Genomic DNA, 18217 nt, shown 5'->3' on the forward strand with positions numbered 1-18217 from the left:
GGGCTTACCTGCACGCAGGGGGCTGCCGACCCGCACCGGGAGAGCGCTACGATGCGCGCCGCCCAGGAGGAGTCACCCATGGCGACGAAGAAACGCAAGACCAGTGCTGCGAAGAAGTCATCCCGGCGCGCCTCCACCCCGAAGAAGGCCGCGACTCGCAAGAGCGCGACACGGAAGGCCCCCGCGAAGAAGAGCGCGACTCGAAAGAGCGCCGCGAAGAAGGGTGCGGCGCGCAAGAGCACGGCGAAGACAGGCGCGACACGAAAGAGCGCCGCGAAGAAGGGCACGGCGCGCACGAGTGCCGCGAAGACGACGACGTCCGTGCCTTCGAGCGGAGGCAGGACCTCGACGTCCCCATCGCCCCGGCGCGCGGTCTCCCGGAAGGCGCCCGCGTCGCCGTCCGTCGAGGTCACCTCGGTTGCCTGGGACGAGCGCCCCGCCACGGGCTCGCCCTTCGTCGAGGAGGTGGAGACCTCATCCGCCGGCATCCAGCCCCTGGCGCCCGTCCACGCGGCGGTGGACGAGCTGACCAGCTCCGGCAACGAGCTGCTCGACATCTTCCAGCGCTACGACCGCAACCGCACCGGCTCGATTGAGCGCACCGAGTTCGCGCGGCTGCTGGAAGCGCTCGGGCAGAACGTCACGGACGAGGAGCTGGAGATCGCCGTCGACATCGTCGACACGGACCGCACGGGGAAGATCTCCTGGAGCCAGTTCAAGGTGTGGTGGACCAGCCGCTAGCAGGCAACGAAGCACGTCCGCCGCGCAGGGCCCTCTCCGGGGCGGAAGGTGACTGGCGAGTGCGCGGTCACCGGCCGGGTTCAACCTGGAGAGGACCCAGGCCCACGGGGAGCGGCTCCCAACGAGCCCTCTTTTTGGGAATGGTGGGGTCCATCATCTGTTCGAGCGCCCCTAAATAGTGACGGGGGGCCGAGCTGACCTACACTCGCGACGGGAGGGGGAACGGTGACCGACCTGGCGTCCAGAGCACATTCCACCGTCTTCGAGCACGCGCGCGACGCGGTGCTCGTGCTCGACGCCACGCACCTCATCCAGGAGGTCAACCGCGCGGCGGAGCGCATCTTCGGCCCCCGCGCGGAGCTGGTGGGCATGGCGGTGACGCGGCTGTTGTCGGGCTGGCGCCCCCCGGACACGCGAGGCTCGCCGGACACGCCCCATGAGACGGAGCTCGCCGGGCAGCGTCCGGGTGGCACGGGGCCCGCGTACTACCTGCGCGTGCAGACGCTGACCCAGGTGGACGCGCAAGGCGCCCCGCTCGGCTGGGTGCTCCAGCTCCAGGACATGCGCGGAAGCCTGGAGGTGGAAGCGTCCATCCGCCAGCAGAAGGAGTTCTTCGAGGCGGTGGTGCGCAACAGCCCGGTGGCCATCGTTACCATCACCCGCCAGTTCATCGTGCTCTCGTGGAACCCCGCCGCCGAGCGCCTCTTCGGGTACACGCCGCAGGAGGCGCTGGGCAAACACATCTTCGACCTCGTCGCCACGGAGGAGACCGTCCTCCCCGACGCGAAGAAGGCGCAGCGAGATGTCACGCAGCGAGGCCGCGTGCACTCCGTCACCCGGCGGCTGCGCAAGGACCACACCATCGTCGACGTGGAGCTGCTCGCGCTGCCGGTGTCGGTGGGCGGACGGCAACTGGGCTTCATCGCCATCTACCACGACATCACCGACCTCCAGCGCGCGCGCCAGGCGGCCGAGTCCGCCAACCAGGCCAAGAGCCTGTTCCTGGCGACGATGAGCCACGAGATTCGCACGCCGATGAACGCCATCATCGGCATGACGGGGCTGATGCTGGACACTCACCTGACGGTGGAGCAGCGGGAGTTCATCTCCACCATCCGTCAGAGCAGCGAGGCGTTGCTCACGCTGCTCAACGACGTGCTGGACTTCTCCAAGATTGAAGCGGGCCGCTTCGAGACGGACCCGCACCCGTTCGACCTGCGGCAGTGCGTGGAGTCGGTGCTGGACCTGCTCGCGGTGCGCGCCAGCGAGAAGGGGTTGGACCTGGGCGCGGATATCTCGCCGCAGGTGCCGCAGGTGGTGATGGGCGATGCCTCGCGGCTGCGTCAGGTGCTGCTCAACCTCGTGGGCAACGCGCTCAAGTTCACCGAGTCCGGCGGCGCCGTCGTCTCCGTGGATGGCGCGCGCCGCAAGGAGGCTCCGGACGCTCCCTGGGAACTCACCTTCTCCGTGCAGGACACGGGGCCCGGCATCACCGAGGAGAAGCAGAAGGGACTCTTCCAGCCCTTCAATCAGCTGGACGTCTCGGTGACGCGCAAGTTCGGTGGCACGGGCCTGGGGCTCGCCATCTCCAAGCGCCTGGTGGAGGCGATGGGTGGACGCATCTGGGTGGAGAGCGAGGGCGTGCCGGGCAAGGGCGCCACGTTCCATTTCTCCCTCACCGTGCAGGCCGCGCCGCAGACGACCGCCGGGTACCTGCGCGCGGACCAGCCGCTGTTGCAAGGCCGGCGCGTGCTCATCGTCGACGACAACGCCATCAACCGGCGGCTCCTCGGCCGGCAGCTCCAGACCTGGGGCGCGGTGCCGGTGGAGGCGGGCTCGGGGATGGAGGCGCTCGCGAAGCTCCAGCCAGGCGCGGGCTTCGACGTCGTGCTCATCGACCATCAGATGCCGGGGTTGGACGGGCCTTCGCTCGCCGCGCGCATCCGTGAGCGCGAGGACCTGCGGGCGCTGCCTTTGTTGCTGCTCACTTCGCCCGGTCGTCGCGCGGTGCCGCCGCCGGGCCTCTTCACAGGGGTGCTGTCCCGCCCGATGAAAGCCTCCCAGCTCCATGACACGTTGATGTCCTGCTTCTCCCAGGACGTGGCCCGGGCTCGCGCGGAGTCCGCCGCCACGGGGGCGCCCATCCCCAGGGACCGTCCGGGAGACCGCGTGCCCCTGCGCATCCTGTTGGCGGAGGACAACCCCACCAATCAGCGGCTGGCCAGCCTGATGTTGGATCGACTGGGCTATCCGGTGCAGGCCGCGTCCAATGGTCGCGAGGCGCTCCAGTGGGCCATGCGTCAGCGCTTCGACGTGGTGCTCATGGACCTGCAGATGCCGGAGATGGATGGGCTGGAGGCCACGCGTCGGCTGCGTCAGGAGCTGCCGCCCAACGTGCAGCCATGGGTCATCGCGATGACGGCCAACGCGATGGACTCCGACCGCGAGCAGTGTTTCGAGGCGGGGATGGATGACTTCCTTGCCAAGCCCATCCGCGTGGAGGCGCTGACCGCCGCGCTGGTGCGCTGTCAGACGCCGCGGCCGCAGGGCGGCACGCGCTCCAGACCCGAGCGTGGCGCGCTCGTGGACGCGCCGCTCGACGAGGACATCGTGCCGGTGGCGGCGCGCATTCCCGGCCTGCAGCCCGCCGCGCTGGCGCGGTTGTGGCGGGAGCTGGGCACCCAGGCGGGGAACATCCTCCCGGAGCTCATCGACACCGCGCTGCTCAGCATGCCGGCCCTGCTCGAAGACGCGTACACGGCGTTGCGGCATGGGCTGCTGGATGATGTCAGCCGCGCGGCGCACACCCTCAAGTCCAACGCGGCGTGGTTCGGCGCCTCGGGGCTGGAGGCGCAGTGCCGGGACATCGAATTGCGCGCGGACGCGGGCGAGGTCGCCGACATGGCGGAGCGCCTGGACCGCTGCCGGGCGGAGCTGGAGACGGCTCGCAGGCTGCTGTCCCGGCTGCGTGAGAGCATCGGGACGACGGTGCCCCGGAGCTGAGCCGACGGGGTGGTCAGCCCCTCGGGCTTCGCGCCGTCCCTGGCCGACCGCGACTTCCACTTCGAGGTGAACGATGAGCGACTCTCCAACGGACCCTCCCCACTCGGGGACTTCTCGCATCCGGGGGCTGGAGCAGGTGGACCGGCTGTCGGTGCCCTTGCCGCACGGCACCGAGGTGACGACGCGCGTGGAGCGCCTGGCCTCGGGCGGGCGCCGCATTCCGCAGGGTGTGGTGGGGCGCGTGGTGCGCGCCCGGGATGGCGGGCTCGACATCCAGATTGTCGGCGTGGGCGAGGTCTGGTTCACGCGTGAGGAGCTGGTGCCTCGTCGTCCGGGGCAGGTCCAGTTCGCGCGGCGTCGCGAGGCGGCGTGGCAGTCCCTGGTGCCCTGCGTGGTGCTGGAGACGCGCGTGGGCAGCCATGCGTGGGGACTGGCGAACGCCCAGTCCGACGTGGACGTGCGTGGCGTCTTCGCGCTGCCGCTCTCGTGGACCTTCGGCCTGGTCGAAGCGCCCATGGACCTGGTGAGCGCCGATGGCAGCAGCACCTACTGGGAGACGCGCAAGACGGTGGAGCAGGCGCTGCGGGCGGACCCGAACACGCTGGAGACGCTGTTCGTGCCGGGAGCCCGGGCGCTGGACGAACTGGGCGAGTGGTTCCTCGCGGAGCGTGAGGCGTTCGCCTCGCAGGCCATCTTCGGCAGCTTCGGGCGCTACGCCATGAGTCAGCTGGACAAGCTCACGCGCAGCCAGCGGCTGGCCGAGCACCGGGACCTGTTGCTGGAGTGGCTGTGCGAGGAGCCCGCGCCGAACCTGGACGAGGTGGCGCGGCGCCTGTCCGAGGTGTCTCCGCGTGAAGCGCCCACGCAGCAGGACGCGCTGCTGGCGGCGAAGACGTACGTGAAGCAGCTCTACCGCTCGCTGTGGGACCAGGGGTTGTTGACGGCGAACGACTTCGCGGCGCTCACGGCCTATGCCCGGGGTGGGGGGCAGCGTCCTCCCTCCGCGCGGGAGCTGCGGCCGAAGAACGCGTACAACCTGCTGCGGTTGATCTCCACGGCCACGGGCTGGCTGCGCCATGGCGAGCCCGTCTTCGAAGCGACGGGCGCACTGAAGGCACGGCTGCTGGACATCAAGGCGGGGAGCGTGCCGCTCGATGACGTGCTGCGGGACGCGGAGGCGATGGCGCCGGAGCTGGAGGCGGCGCGACGGGAGAGTCGACTGCCGGAGCATCCCGACTACGCGCGCGCGGACCGACTGTTGCGACGCGTGGGGGCCGAGGTGGCGCGACGCTGGGTGTTGAAGACACCGGGACCGCTGGGGCGCGAGGCGCCCGAGGCCCCGGAGACGGAGTGGAGGGATTCGGAATGAAGGGCGCCATGACGGAGCACGAGCGGAAGGTGGCGGACGGCGTGCTCGACGAGGAGTCCGCGAAGCGAGAGCACCTGGTGGTGTCCTTGTCGGGTGCGCATGCGTATGGCTTTCCCTCGCCGGACAGTGATTTGGACCTGAAGTCCATCCACATCGCGCCCACGGCGCTTTTGCTGGGCCTGCAACCCCGGCAGCTCAACGCCGAGCGGCTCCAGGTGGTGGACGGAGTGGAGGTGGACTACTCGTCCAACGAACTCCAGCCCGTGCTCCAGGGACTCTTGCAGGGCAATGGCAACTACCTGGAGCGCCTGCTGGGGGCCATTCCCGTGCGGGTCTCCCCGGAGCTGGAGGCCCTTCAGCCGCTGGTGCGCGGCGTGTTGTCGCGTCGGGTGCACCGGCACTACCGGGGCTTCGCCTACGGTCAGCTCCGGGAGTGGGAGAAGAGCGGCTTTCGCTCCGCGAAGAAGCTCCTCTACGTGTTGCGCACCACGCTCACCGGGACGCACGCGCTGCGCACCGGCGAGGTGGAGACGGATGTCACCGAGCTGCTGGATTCCCACGGCTTCGCGGAGGCGCACGAACTGGTGGAGCAGAAGCGACGCGGGGAGAAGTCCGAACTGCCCGAATCGCTCAGCGCGAAGTGGCGCGCCGACGTGGCCCGCTCCTTCGAAGTGCTCGATGCCGCCCTGGAGGCTTCCGTGTTGCCGGAGGAGCCCTCCCAGGCGGCGGTGGACGCGCTGGAGGCGTGGATGCTGGACCTGCGACGCAGGCGGTTCGTGGCCGTGTCGTGAGGCACGGGCCACGCGCCGCGCCGTGGGCCTCAGGGGTCGGTGGGTGACAGCCGCGACAGGGAGCGGTTCTTGACCTTGAGCCAGGCCTGTTGCTTGAACAGGTAGGTCGAGCAGAGCTGGCGCCACGTCCACACGTCCGGCAGCTTCCACCACGCCGCGGGCGGCTGGATGCCCTTGTCCCGCAGGTTGCCGATGCCCCGGTAGCCGACGCCGTCGAGCCCGAAGGCGCAGTTGGACTCGAGGACCAGGACCTTGTCCGTCGCGGGGTGGTGGTCCACGACGAGGAGCGTGTGGCCGGAGCGCCACTGGTTTCGCCAGCCCTGGATGAGTGTCCACGGGTGGGGTGGCACGTCCGCTGACGGAGGCGGGATGGCCATGCCGCTCTCGACGGCGGAGGTGACGGGGGAAAAGTTATCCTCCGCGGAGGCAATCATCATCTGTCGGTGACGGCGGGAGTCCCAGGCGAAGGCCGCGCCGTGCGCATCGGCGAAGGCCTTCACGGTGAGGGCCTCCACGAAGGTGCAGCAGTTGTTGAACCGGGGAGGCCCCAGGGGGACGCGAATGCCTGGCAGCGTCCACGGGTAGTAGGCCTTGTCCGGGTCGTAGCGGTAGTCGCGCAGCCCGCCGAGGAGCGCGACGAGCCGGTCCTCGGCCACGGCCAGTGGCTCGTCGTCGAAAGGCAGCCTTACGGCCGGAGGCGGCTTCTCCTGCTGGACGACGGTCGCGTAGCGCTGGGTCCGCCAACGCACGCAAATCCAGGTGTCCAGCGCGCCCAACGTCGGGACTTCCAGGCGCACGTAGTCCGTGTCGGGCGTCGGAAAACCGAGGCGCTCGTCCAGGACGAAGTAGGTGCCTGGCTCGACGTAGCCCTCGAACTGCGCGTTTGTGTCTGGCTCCACGAAGCCGCGAAGTCGGATGGGAAGCTTCGCGACACGATAGGTTTCCGCCAAGACAGGACCCCCCGGAGAAGATGACCTGATGTGAAGTCTAACTCACTCCGGGAGTTGTTCGCAGGACGTGGCGGGGGAGGTGCCGGGCGGGTGCCCCGACTGGTCCGCGCTAGGAGCAGCAGTCCCTGGGGCAGTTGCTGTACTCAGACACTTCGCAATAGCCGTCGCCGCACACGTGGATGAAGTTTTCATCCTGGGGCGGAGGGGTGATTGCCTTGGGCGTGAGACACACGGGGCCGCAGTCCACCGGGCAGTTCTCGCCCGCGCCGCAGACACCATCGCCACAGTACGGCGAATATCCACAGTCGGTGGGACACGTCGATTGATTCTCGCCCACTTCACAGATGCCATTGCCGCAAGAGGCCGGGCAGTCCGAAGGACAGGTGACGCGCTCGTTCCCATCGCATTCGCGATCGCCGCACTGGTGGCCAAGGCCCGCCTCGGCGGACTGCTGCTCGAGCTTTGCGACCGCCGAGTCGTCGGCTTCCGTCGCGATGCCGCCGCACGCCAGCAGGACCAGTGAGGCCACCACGGTGGCCGTCACACCACTCCAACGCTTGCTCATACAGCCTCCTGGAAAAGGAGGCGCGGAGCCTGGTCGTTGCTCTCATGGAAAGGTCTGGCCTTTCCAATTCGTGACATGAGGTCGCGGCTGGTGCAACGCGTTACGAGGCCTGTGAGTCCAATCCGCCCCTGTTGTTTCCCCGTAGAAACTCCACCTGGAGCACGGTGCCTTCGGGACGGTGCGCCCACTCCAGGAAGGATGCGCGGAAGGACTCCACGGCCTCGACCAGCGGGCTGCCCGCCTTCCAGGCCAGCGCGCCCGCATCTTGCGCATCCCGGGTGCTCAGGCCGATGACGAAAGAGCCCTTCGCGGGTGTGGCCTGAAGCGGGCGTACGGAGAGCCGCCGGTCTCCCTCCAGCCGGTACACCAGGGCCGTGAGATGGCCGAGGACCCAGCCCACGGCGACTTCGTGGTCCTCCACGGAGCGTGCTTCGACGGACAGGCGCAGCCGCGTGGGCAGGTCCTGGGCGGTGTCGACAGGTTGGAACAACGCCTCCCACGCGAGAGTCGTACCCGCCGCGCGGGCTTCCGCCACGAGCGCTCGAGCGCGCATCCACTCATCGCGGAGGACGCGGAACGTGGAGCGCGACACATTGCGCGCCGTATTCCGCGCGGGTGCGGCCGGGGCGATGACGGGCAGCAGGTCTCGCTTGCCATCCGGACGATAGCGCGCCAGCTCCGGCGTGAGGGCCACGGGCTGTGGCCAGGGCCAGGTGGCGAAGGTCCCGAAGAAGTGGGCGAGCAGCTCCGCGTCGGTCTTCACCGTGCCCGGCGCCGCCCTCGTGAAGGCCCACGTCGCGAGCACCGTCCACGACAGCCCGCCGAGATAGCCGAGCGCATGCGAGTAGACGCCCCGGGCCTTGGCCCACGTCTTCACCGCGCGAAGCAGGGTCCGGAAGCGCTCGCGCTGTCCTTCGTCCTCGCCCAGTGTTTCCAGCACGCCTTGCATGTCCGCGAGTCCCAGGACGGAGCGGAGTCCCGCAACATCCAGCTCCTCTCCATGGAGCGACAGCAGCGTCGAGGGCTCGCAAGGAGCCACGCCTTCGGGACGGCTGGCGTAGGACACCTCGAAGCTCACGCCTCCCAGTGACAGCTTCACCAGGGGAATGGCGGCATCGGCCACGAATCGCGCGGAGCCCGATGCGGAGGGCGGCTGCTTCTCCAGCTCTCGAAGCAGTGCATGCGCGAAATCCTCACGGGAGAGGGTGGCGGGGCCAATGGCCACCGCGTCCACGTCGCTGTCCGGTCCATCCGTGCCGAGCAGCGATGAGCCATAGGGATGCAGCGTGGTGCCCACGCGTTCGCAGAGCTCCTTGAGGCCTTTCACCGCCTGGAGTCTGGACGCACGTGACGCATCGGTCGCTTGGGCGCACAGGGTCGCGAGCACCGCGCGCAGCGGGGTGTCTTCCTGCCCGGCCGCCGCCTGCGACTCCGCCGGCCCTGGTTTCCGGGACGGGGCGGATGCTCCCAGGGGAATTCGCCGCACGACTTCGAACGGGGTGTCGCCCTTGCGACGGATGATGCAGACCTCGTTCACGCGGAAGCTCACCGGACGCCAGCCTCGGGCCCACGAGGAGATCGTCCGTTCGAGTTCCACGTCCCCCGTGCGTGGAAGCTGTCCCACGGAGAGGTGCGGTGTGAATCCGTGGGTTGGGGGCGCGCACTCGGGCACGGCCGCCACGAGCTTCGCGTGCAGAGCCGCCAGCGCGTCTTCGGGCTGGGTGTCTGGCCGGAGCCAGGCCGTCGCATTGGCCCGGTGCTCGAAGTGGGCGAAAGAGGAGAGCGTCACGTCGAAGGGCTCGATGTCTCGGAGCGTCTCCGCGAGCACCGCCTCGGCGGTGTCGAAGTCCTCTTCCGGGAGGAAGGGGTAGAGCAGCGTGACGTGTGGCATCCACCGCTCGAACTTCGCGTCGTGCTTCTTGCGCAAGGCCTGGATGGGCGGCCACGCGGCCTCGGGTGGAATGAGCACCACGGCCGTGTGATGGACCCGTCGCTCCGCTCCCGGGAGGGTGCTGGGCCGCGAGGAAACCTCACGCGCCAGGACACAGCGGACTCCGAAGTGGTCGGAGGCGAAGAGCGCGTCTCCCAAAGGAGTCGGAGGCCCGGCCAGCGGGGCCTCGCCGAAGAGGCCAACGGCCTCCGGAACGAGTCGACCCGATGGAGACTTCACCAGCACGCGGTCCGGTCGTTGGAGTCGACCGGAGACGGTGGTGAGCGCGGCCAGCGGATTGAGCAGGGGGTTGTAGGTCTCCCCGGTCTCCGAGGGCCGCAAGGTGGGCCACGCATCCACGAAGCCCGCCCGTGTGAAGGTGTCCGCCTCCTGCTCTCCTTCTCCGAAGTTGAAGTCACCGGCCAGCACGATGTCCGGTGCACCGCCTTCAGCCGATGCCGTCAGCTCACGAGCCCAGTCGACGAGCGCCTGGACTTGCACGCCTCGCGCGGCGGCGCCTGACGCATCCCGGTTGCTCGTGAGGTGAGGCGTGGCGACCCACAGCGAAGTGCCCGCCACCCGCAGCTCGCCGGCGATGATGCGCTTGTCCCGGGAGAAGACGCGCTGCCACACCGAGGCGAAAGGCACGCGCGACAGGAGCACCTGGCCATAGGTCTCCACCGTGTTCGCCTCCGGGCCGTCCGACACCCAGTAGTGCTCACGTACCCACGGCTCATCGAGCAGGGCCTGCAGGAAGGAGGTGGTGACTTCCTGGAGGGCGATGACGTCCGCATCCGTCTCGCGCAACAGGTTCATCGTCGCCGGAGTCCTGCGTTCGGTCTCCAGCTTCTCCGCGTCATACAAGTCGAAGAGGACGTTGAACGTGACGACGGTGAGCACGTCCGGTGTCGCTGCCACCTCGTTCGGGGAGGGCGACACCTTCCTCCATTCCTCCGCGCGCGTGTCGTAGCGATAGGAGGGGAGGGGTGTGAAGCCAGGAGCCGCGCTCGCGCGACGCGGTGCGGGCGCGGGCTCCTCGGTAGGGGACGCGGTGTGACTCAGCCGGTCGATGCGTTCCTTGCGGTCCCACATCACCTCGCGGCCACGCTTGAAGTACCAGACGCGGTGCCACGGAATCTCACCGTCTGGGACGAAGGCCTCGAAGGGCATCTCCTCCAGGGCCTCGCCGTGCGCGTCGTAGCCGATGACGAACTCGCGAGCCTCCAGGCGAGGGTCCCACCGGATGCGGTGATACACCTCGCGGCTCGTCGTGAAGCGTTCCTGGGACATGGCGAGCACTCACAAGAGAAGGGGAGACTTCCGCCGACTACATCTGAGGCTTCGGAGAGAGGCCAGCGGACGCGTCGCACCTGACGCCACGCCGCCGGCCCGGCTGACAGTCTGCTTCAGGTCGGACTCACCCCCGCCACCAGATAGAAGCGGAACTCCCCGGAGTTGACTCCGTAGGCGGCGTCCACTCCCACCAGGGGCAGCACGAGGTTGCGCAGATAGAGCCGCAACCCCGCGCCCAGGCCCTGCGCCAGGGTGGCGCCCTTCAGTCCGCTCTGGCTGTCGGGCAGGTAGCCGCGCACCACTCGCCCATTCACGTCCCGCAGCTCGCCGTCCGAGGGCAGCTCCCTCCACGCCATCAGCCCCGTGTCGGAGAAGCCCACGCCCCGGAAGGACAGGGAGCGGATGGTGAAGAGGGGGAAGTGATACTCGGCGGTGAAGGACAGCCGGGTGTCGCCTCGGAACTGACGGTGGACGAAGCCCCGCAGGCCGTTGCCTCCCATCACCAGTTCCTGGTGGAAGGGCAGGTCCACGCCCGCGGCGGCTTCACCGCGCAGCACCAGGTTGTGCTCTTCGAACAGGCGCAGGCCATGGCGGTACAACAACCCGAAGCGCCGGTAGCGGAAGTCGCTCCACACGCCGGGGTTGGACACCTCGTAGGAGGCCTCCAGGTTGAGGCCCTCCATCACCGCGTGGAGGTTCTGCCGGGTGTCGATCCCCACCATCAGGCGCAGGGAGGTATCTCGCTGCGAGGGTCCGATGGAGAACGCGGGCGTGGTGACCTCCTTCTCCGGGTCCGGGGACTTCGCGTCGATGCTCATCAGCCGGTACTTCACGGCGGCGCGCACGCGCTCGAAGAGCATCACCCCCAGCTCGCTCGAGATGGACGCCGAGTTGAGCCGCGTGCGCCGAACGACGACCGGGTCCTCCTGGCCCGCTCCTGGCTGGTACTCGTCCATGCGGTCGCTGCGAAGCTGGCCCTCCAGGCTGAACCGCAGCTGCGGCAACCCAAAGAGGTTCGGGTCCAGGTAGCCGGCGAAGATGCCGCTCTCCGCCGTGCTCACCTGCGCGGCCGTCGCGAACTTCTTGGCCCGGCCCCAGAGGTTGTTCTCCGCGTACAGCAGGCCGCCGCCGATGTTGTCCGAGGACAGCGCGAACGTGGGTGCCACCACCCAGGACGCCTTGTCCTCCACCTCCAGGATGAGGCGCACACGGTTGGGGGCCGTGGGCTCCAGGCTCACCTTCACCTCCTGGAACAGGCCGGTGGCGACCAGCCGCCGCTCCACCTTGTCCAGCTCCTCGAAGGTGATTTCGTCGCCGGTGTCGATGCGCGAAAAGGAGCGCACCGTCTCCGGCAGCGTCTTCTCGGGGCCGCGCACCACGACCTCGTCCACCACCTGCCCCGGACCCTGCGCGTCCGCCTGCCCCGACAACAGGGCGATTCCCAGCGCCGCGCACCACTTCACCACACGTCTGCTCATGACTCGTCGCACGTCCCGTGACTGCATCGGGGCCGCCGGCCTGGACCCATAGGGGCCCACCCTACCGCCCCCCGTGCCTCGTGGGGCCACGGACTGTGGGCAAGGAACTTCCGCGAAACATTTGCTATGCCTGACCCCAGGAAGCCCTGGGACCCCCGGGGCGCCGACCCGATGACCGGTATTTTTCGTCAGCTGCGGCGCCGACGTCTCATGCGTCGGCCCTTTCCTCCCGACTGGCTCGGCTACCTCGACGCGCGAGTGCCCTTCTTCGCCACGCTGTCTCCCGCGCTGCGCGACGACTTCCTCGCCAAGCTGAAGGTCTTCGCCTGGGAGAAGGAGTTCATCGGGGCCGGGGGACTGGAAATCACCGACGAGATTCGCGTCGTCGTGTCCGCCACCGCCGTGCAGCTCGTGGTGCACCTGGACCTGGCCTATTACGACCGGCTGCGCGAAGTCATCGTCTACCCCGATGCCTTCCTGCTGCCAGACCGCACCGGTGTGGTGCTGGGCGAGGCCAAGAACTGGGGCTCCGTCATCCTCTCCTGGGCCGCGGTGCTCGGGGGCCTGCGCAATCCGGACGACGGCCATGACACCGCCACGCATGAGTTCGCCCACGTCCTGGACCGGGCGGACGGGGCCTTCGACGGGACGCCGAAGCTGCGCAGCTATTCGCACTACCGGACCTGGGCCTCGGTGATGAGCGAGCACTACCATGGGCTCCAGGAGGGACGCCCCCGGGAGCGCCAGGTGTTGGATGACTACGGCGCCGTCAACGAGGCGGAGTTCTTCGCGGTGGCGACCGAGAACTTCTTCGAGCGCCCCACGCGGATGCGCGAGAAGACGCCGGATTTGTATGAAGAGCTGAAGCGTTTCTACGGCTGGGACCCGGCCTCGGGCACCTGAGTCCGCGCGCGGCCCGCCCCGCTGTGGTAGGCGCGATATCCAGCACCCGCAGGAGAGACTCGCAATGTCCGCACCCGCTGCGCCCTCGGTGTCCATGTTCGTCGAGCTGGAGCGCGAAGCCTGGCGGGCGCTGCGCGCGTCCACGCCGCTGACGCTCACGACGGAGGACCTGGACGGTCTGCGGGGGCTGGGCGAGCACCTGGACCTGGAGGAGGTCTCCGACGTCTACCTGCCCCTGTCCCGGCTGCTCAATCTCCAGGTGGCCGCGGCCCAGCGGCTGTGGATGGAGCAGCAGGCGTTCCTGGGGGGCTCCACGAGCAAGGTGCCGTTCATCATCGCCATCGCTGGCAGCGTGGCGGTGGGCAAGAGCACCACGGCCCGCATCCTCCAGGCCCTGCTCGGCCGGTGGCCGGACCATCCTCGCGTGGAGCTGGTCACCACGGACGGCTTCCTCTTTCCCAACCGCGTCCTCACCGAGCGTGGGCTGATGAAGCGCAAGGGCTTTCCGGAGAGCTATGACCGGCGCGCGCTGGTGCGCCTGCTCGCGGAGCTGAAGGCGGGACGTCCAGAGGTGTCGGCGCCGGTCTACTCGCACCTCGTCTACGACGTGGTTCCCGACGAGGCGAAGGTCATCCGCCAGCCCGACATCCTCATCCTGGAAGGGCTCAACGTGCTCCAGTCCGGCGCCACCGGACAGCGGGTGCCGCACACCTTCCTGTCGGACTTCTTCGACTTCTCCATCTACGTGGATGCGAGCGAGCAGGACATCCGCCGCTGGTATGTCGACCGCTTCCTGCGGCTCCAGCAGACGGCGTTTCGCGACGAGCGCAGCTACTTCCGCCGCTTCTCCGACCTGACGAAGGACGAGGCGGTGACGATGGCCGAGTCCGTGTGGGGCGACATCAATGGCCCCAACCTGGCGCAGAACATCGCGCCCACTCGCTCGCGCGCCCGGCTCATCCTGCTCAAGGGACCGGACCACAAGGTGAAGCGCGTGCGGTTGCGCAAGCTGTAGTCCGCCCGTGTCAGCGCGCGGTGGAGGGGCCGCGGTTGGCGAGCGGTTGTGCCCGGAGTGTATGTCTGGGACATTTCAGCGACACATTGGGAGTCACCGCATGCCCCTCCCTTCGATTCGCCGTACGGTCCGCTCAGTGATGGTGCTTGCGCTGTCCCTTCTGTCCGGTCCGAGTCTCGCGGCGGACGCGGGCTCCGACGGGCGTCCGGTGGGCTTCGAGTGTCCGGTGCGAGTGGACGGCACCGAACACCTCCTCCGGGTCGCTGACGCGGAGCCTCCAGCAACGGCATCCCCTTGAGCTTCAGGGGGCGCGAAAACCACGGCGCCTGTCACACGTAGCGTGAGGCGCTCCAGTCGCGCGTGTACGCGGCGTTGCTCAGCGTCGGGGGCGGCGGACCATCTCGACGTGAGGGATGCCGTCCTCGTCGTAGATGTCACCCTCGGCGACGAAGCCGAGGCTTGTGTAGAAGGCCCGCAGGTAGTCCTGCGCGGAGATGCGGATGTCCGCGTCGGGGTAGAGGGCTTCGAGCCGGGTGATGCCTCGCGCCGTCAGCTCTCGTCCCAGTCCACGCCCTCGCGCCCTGGGTGACGTCACCACGCGGCCCAGGCTGGAGGCGCCGGGGAACTTCACGTCGGGTGGGAGGATGCGCAGATAGGCTGCGAGGAAGGACTGAGGGCCTGCGTCCTCGAAGGCGAGGAGGTGGAGGGCGCTCCGGTCCAGCCCGTCCACGTCCAGGTAGAGCGACTTCTGCTCCACGATGAACACCTCCTGGCGCAGGGCGAGCACGTCATACAGCTCGTCCAACGTCAGCTCCGAGAACGCCTTCCATTGCCAGTTCGGCATGCGGAAGGCGTCTACCACGGATGCTCGCTCCTTGCGGAGGTTCAGGCGGTGCGGGACTCAGCTCTGGTGTCGTGGGGAATCTCCGACAGCAACACGTTGAGTGCATCCACCTCTTGCCGCACGTGGTCCGGCCGGGACTGGACGATGTCGATGGCGCGCTGGAGCGCGTGCCTCGCGGCGTCGAGCGCCTGGTGCTCGACGTGGAGCCTCGACAGGTCCGTGAGCAGGGGCACCAGATACGGGTGTTTTTCACCGGCGGTCTGCTCGAGTCGACCCACCGACTCCTGAAGCAGGGGATAGGCGACCGGGTGCTGGTGTTCTCCCAGGACGACTGCCGCATGGTGCAGGGCGAGGGCGGCGGCCAGGCGGTCCCGCTCCTCGTCCGTCACGTCCACGGGCGGGGCTGCCTCATGGCCCTGACCCTCCAGCGTGTTCTCCAGGTTCGAAAGCAGCTCGCCGCCCAGCTCGTCCGTGAGCGCTTCGCCATCGGCGAACAGCGTCAGCGCGGACGTGTCTTCGACAGGGCGGTGGCCAGGGAGGCCCGCCACGCGTTCGATGCGCTCGGACGGAGGCGGGTGGGTGTCGTACGCGTCCACGGGGCACGCGAAGAGCTGCGCATGCATGAACGCCTGGAACTCGAGCGGCGTGTCCCGGGCCACCACGTCGATGGTGTGGAACAGGTCCTTCGTGGGCCTTCCCGTGGCGCGCAGACCCACCGTCACGCTCATTCCGCGCTTGAACGCGTCACTGCCCTCCACCGCCTTCGTCAGCGCGCGAGCGAAGGTGTCGCCGCCATAGGCGAGCGCGGACACCCGGTCCGCGAGCAGCTCCCTGCGGCGTCCGTGCCCGGCGGTGATGCGCAGGTGGACGAAGAAGTACGTGCGCAGGAACCACCACACCGGATTGATGGAGGCCCAGCCCGCCGCCTGGATGGCGTGGAGCATGCGGACCATCTGGATCTGGATGCGACCGATGATGGGAGTCAGCCGCGTCTCACCATGGGAGAAGTGGCCATACTCGTGCGCGAGGATGGACTTGAGCTCGGAGACCGTGAGCAGTCGCACGACGCCCAGCCCCAGTTGGAGGACTCGCTCACCACGTCCCAGCAGCACCCTCAGCCGTCCTCCTCGCTCACTCACGCCGATTCCCGTGCCCGCGTCGATGAGGACGCGGTCCACCTTGCGCGACTTCGCGACGTCCGCCACTTCCTCCAGCGCGGCGAAGAGACGCGGGGCCTCCTCGCGTTTCAGCGCGCGGCCTTCGTCTGGCTGGGTGTCACGGAAGAACAGGCCCCGGAAGATGCCGATGATTCCACCGAGGCAGGCAATCACCACGATGAACAGGAGCTTCACCGGGATGACGGGCATCATGGCCATGGCGAGGAGCAGTCCTCCGAACACGGCCAGGGTCAGCACCACCATCATCGGCACGGCGACGTAGAACAGCAGGGACGAGAACCAGAGCACCGCGATGTAGAGCCGGTCCACCAGTCGCTCGCTCGCGGTCTGTTCCTCGCGCAGCAGGTGCAGGTCGCTCGCCTGGAGCCGGCCCAACTGCGCCGAGGACAACGCTCGGCCCGCGAGCCAGGAGAGCAGCAGCCCCAACCCCAGGAACAGCGCCATCCCGAGGGGAATCCCCACCAGCAGCCACCCCCTGCGCCGGTCCTCGAACCGCTCCTCGACGACCCGCAGCAGTCCCTGGGTGGCGCCCAGTTCACGGGCTCGCCGGGCCGCTTCCCGCGCGGCCTCGTTGTCTCCCCGGGTCTCCAGAATCACGGCGAGCAGCGCATGTCCCTCGCCATTCCAGGGCGCGAGCGCCGTCAGTCGCCGTGCATGGGCCAGCGCACCCTCGACCTCGCCCGCCTCGAGGGAGCGAATCCCCGCGTCGAAGAGCGACTCCGGGTCGTGAGCGTTCACGCCGTGCTCCGACGACATCCCCAGGCGCGCTTCCTCCATGGCCGACAGGTGCCGTCGGACGGCGTCGAGCTGACCTTCGACCTCCTCGCGATGCCTCGGGTCGATGCCGCGCGCGAGGGCCTGACTCAGCGCCGTCTCGGCCTCGGCGAAATGGCCTCGCTTGAGGCGAAGCCGCCCGTGGAGCCAGTGCGTCGCGGGATGCTCGGGGGCATCCGCGAGCAAGCGGTGGAAGTTGCGCAACGCCTCTTCCGGCTGGTCGTTCCGCAAGGCCGCGTCAGCCTGCTCATACGCGGCCTGAAGCCCGGGGGCGCCGTGGAAAGGGGGCTGCTCGGTCGCCGAGGCCGGAGCCTGGGAGGCGAAGAACAGGACAAGAACCAACGCGTACATGTACTTCCTCGGAACTGGCCCCTGATGCCCACTCTAACACGGGCGCCGAGCAGAGGCCCGACCGCCGGCCTGGCCCGCGAGGTGGGCGTCGCGGTGGGGGCCCGACAGGGAGTCTGGGCAAGCCGCCGGGGAGGCCATTATACCTAGGCCGCCATGACCCCTCTGTCGCAGACGTCGCCCGTTCCCGGGGCCGCCCAGGATGTGGACGCCCTGGTTTCGTTGCTGCGCGGACGGCGCACCGTGGTCCTCACCGGCGCGGGTTGCAGCACCGAGTCAGGCATCCCGGACTATCGCGGGCCGGGCACGCGGGCCCGGGCGCGCAATCCCATCCAGCACCGGGAGTTCCTCCAGCGCCCCGAGGTGCGGGCCCGCTACTGGGCCCGGAGTCTGCTCGGCTGGCCCCGCTTCGCTTCCGCCCACCCGAACCCCGCTCACCGGGCGCTGGCCGCGCTGGAGCAGGGTGGACATGTCCCCGGCCTCATCACCCAGAACGTGGACCGGTTGCACCACGCCGCGGGCAGCTCGCGCGTCATCGAGCTGCACGGCGCGCTGGCTCGCGTGCGCTGTCTGGACTGTGGAGCGCAGGAGGCGCGTGTCGACCTGCAGGCGCGACTGCTGGCGCTCAACCCGGACTTCTCCCACCAGGTGCTGGAGCTTCGGCCGGACGGTGACGCGGAGCTGTCGTCGGAGGCGCTCCAGTCCTTCCAGGTGCCCGCTTGCGTGCGCTGTGGCGGGACGCTGAAGCCGGACGTGGTGTTCTTCGGCGACAATGTGCCCGCGCCCACGGTGACGGAGGCGTTCGCCTTGCTGGAAGAAGGGGACGCGCTGCTGGTGGTGGGCTCGTCGCTCGCCATCTACTCCGGCTATCGCTTCCTCGTCCGCGCCGCGGAGCGCCACGTGCCCATCGCCATCCTCAACCTGGGCGAGTGTCGTGGCGTGGAGCTGGCGGACCTCCGCGTGGAAGCGAGCGCTGGAGACGTGCTGCCCAGGATCGCCGAGGCGCTGGCGCAAAGCTGAGCGCGTCGTCACCCG

The 18217-nt window shown here is 69.0% G+C and carries 14 protein-coding genes; 7 read left to right on the top strand and 7 right to left on the bottom strand.

Going from position 1 to position 18217, the window contains the following annotated elements; all coding sequences use genetic code 11:
* Positions 1–488, bottom strand: a 488-nt coding sequence (locus HR086_RS48405) for a hypothetical protein (RefSeq protein WP_254626251.1), incomplete at its 3' end; no start/stop codon positions are given.
* Here HR086_RS48405 and HR086_RS48410 point away from each other — a divergent pair.
* The 4 genes from HR086_RS48410 to HR086_RS08570 all read left to right on the top strand — a co-directional run bounded on the left by HR086_RS48410 (position 466) and on the right by HR086_RS08570 (position 5904).
* A complete protein-coding gene (locus HR086_RS48410) occupies positions 466–741 on the top strand; it encodes an EF-hand domain-containing protein (protein ID WP_246137354.1) in 276 nt (91 codons plus the stop codon). The two genes, HR086_RS48405 and HR086_RS48410, sit on opposite strands and share 23 nt — an antisense overlap.
* Positions 742–966: 225 nt before the next feature.
* Positions 967–3744: a response regulator gene (locus HR086_RS08560; protein WP_174465334.1), complete on the top strand. Its 2778-nt coding sequence runs from the start codon at positions 967–969 to the stop codon at positions 3742–3744.
* Positions 3745–3817: 73 nt separating this feature from the next.
* Positions 3818–5113, top strand: coding sequence for a DNA polymerase beta superfamily protein (locus HR086_RS08565; protein ID WP_174461717.1), 1296 nt, complete (start codon positions 3818–3820; stop codon positions 5111–5113).
* The gene (locus tag HR086_RS08570) at positions 5110–5904 is read left to right on the top strand and encodes a DNA polymerase beta superfamily protein (RefSeq protein WP_174461718.1); all 795 of its coding nucleotides are present in this window, start codon (positions 5110–5112) and stop codon (positions 5902–5904) included. Before HR086_RS08565 ends, HR086_RS08570 begins: the two co-directional genes overlap by 4 nt.
* A 29-nt stretch (positions 5905–5933) precedes the next feature.
* Here HR086_RS08570 and HR086_RS08575 read toward each other — a convergent pair whose 3' ends face one another.
* From HR086_RS08575 to HR086_RS08590, 4 genes are all read right to left on the bottom strand, one after another.
* Complete coding sequence (locus tag HR086_RS08575; protein ID WP_174461719.1) at positions 5934–6854, bottom strand: hypothetical protein; 921 nt, start codon at positions 6852–6854, stop codon at positions 5934–5936.
* Positions 6855–6963: 109 nt separating this feature from the next.
* Complete coding sequence (locus HR086_RS08580; RefSeq protein ID WP_174458407.1) at positions 6964–7419, bottom strand: hypothetical protein; 456 nt, start codon at positions 7417–7419, stop codon at positions 6964–6966.
* 100 nt (positions 7420–7519) lie between these two features.
* Entirely contained in the window at positions 7520–10639 is a 3120-nt protein-coding gene (locus tag HR086_RS08585) for a poly(A) polymerase (protein ID WP_174461720.1), read from the bottom strand.
* Positions 10640–10755: 116 nt separating this feature from the next.
* Positions 10756–12120: a BamA/TamA family outer membrane protein gene (locus tag HR086_RS08590; protein WP_141644614.1), complete on the bottom strand. Its 1365-nt coding sequence runs from the start codon at positions 12118–12120 to the stop codon at positions 10756–10758.
* Between the two features lie 171 nt (positions 12121–12291).
* Here HR086_RS08590 and HR086_RS08595 point away from each other — a divergent pair, with 171 nt between their 5' ends.
* Complete coding sequence (locus HR086_RS08595; RefSeq protein ID WP_141644615.1) at positions 12292–13023, top strand: M90 family metallopeptidase; 732 nt, start codon at positions 12292–12294, stop codon at positions 13021–13023.
* A gap of 64 nt (positions 13024–13087) precedes the next feature.
* A complete protein-coding gene (gene coaA / locus HR086_RS08600) occupies positions 13088–14038 on the top strand; it encodes a type I pantothenate kinase (RefSeq protein WP_141644616.1) in 951 nt (316 codons plus the stop codon).
* A 376-nt stretch (positions 14039–14414) separates the two neighbouring features.
* Here coaA and HR086_RS08605 read toward each other — a convergent pair whose 3' ends face one another.
* Together HR086_RS08605 and HR086_RS08610 are read right to left on the bottom strand one after the other, a co-directional pair.
* Complete coding sequence (locus tag HR086_RS08605; protein WP_174458492.1) at positions 14415–14882, bottom strand: GNAT family N-acetyltransferase; 468 nt, start codon at positions 14880–14882, stop codon at positions 14415–14417.
* A 41-nt stretch (positions 14883–14923) separates the two neighbouring features.
* Positions 14924–17185: a tetratricopeptide repeat protein gene (locus HR086_RS08610; RefSeq protein ID WP_174465335.1), complete on the bottom strand. Its 2262-nt coding sequence runs from the start codon at positions 17183–17185 to the stop codon at positions 14924–14926.
* A gap of 153 nt (positions 17186–17338) precedes the next feature.
* Here HR086_RS08610 and HR086_RS08615 point away from each other — a divergent pair, with 153 nt between their 5' ends.
* The gene (locus HR086_RS08615) at positions 17339–18202 is read left to right on the top strand and encodes an NAD-dependent protein deacetylase (RefSeq protein ID WP_174465336.1); all 864 of its coding nucleotides are present in this window, start codon (positions 17339–17341) and stop codon (positions 18200–18202) included.
* Positions 18203–18217 lie beyond the last annotated feature (15 nt).

Source organism: Myxococcus sp. CA039A (assembly GCF_013336645.1).
Taxonomy (GTDB): domain Bacteria; phylum Myxococcota; class Myxococcia; order Myxococcales; family Myxococcaceae; genus Myxococcus; species Myxococcus llanfairpwllgwyngyllgogerychwyrndrobwllllantysiliogogogochensis.

Coding starts and splice junctions, on each gene's coding strand:
- HR086_RS08565 (WP_174461717.1), top strand. CDS start 3,818: ATGAGCGACTCTCCAACGGACCCTCCCCACTCGGGGACTTCTCGCATC.
- HR086_RS08570 (WP_174461718.1), top strand. CDS start 5,110: ATGAAGGGCGCCATGACGGAGCACGAGCGGAAGGTGGCGGACGGCGTG.
- HR086_RS08580 (WP_174458407.1), bottom strand. CDS start 7,419: ATGAGCAAGCGTTGGAGTGGTGTGACGGCCACCGTGGTGGCCTCACTG.
- HR086_RS08585 (WP_174461720.1), bottom strand. CDS start 10,639: ATGTCCCAGGAACGCTTCACGACGAGCCGCGAGGTGTATCACCGCATC.
- HR086_RS08590 (WP_141644614.1), bottom strand. CDS start 12,120: ATGAGCAGACGTGTGGTGAAGTGGTGCGCGGCGCTGGGAATCGCCCTG.
- HR086_RS08595 (WP_141644615.1), top strand. CDS start 12,292: ATGACCGGTATTTTTCGTCAGCTGCGGCGCCGACGTCTCATGCGTCGG.
- coaA (WP_141644616.1), top strand. CDS start 13,088: ATGTCCGCACCCGCTGCGCCCTCGGTGTCCATGTTCGTCGAGCTGGAG.
- HR086_RS08605 (WP_174458492.1), bottom strand. CDS start 14,882: ATGCCGAACTGGCAATGGAAGGCGTTCTCGGAGCTGACGTTGGACGAG.
- HR086_RS08610 (WP_174465335.1), bottom strand. CDS start 17,185: ATGTACGCGTTGGTTCTTGTCCTGTTCTTCGCCTCCCAGGCTCCGGCC.
- HR086_RS08615 (WP_174465336.1), top strand. CDS start 17,339: ATGACCCCTCTGTCGCAGACGTCGCCCGTTCCCGGGGCCGCCCAGGAT.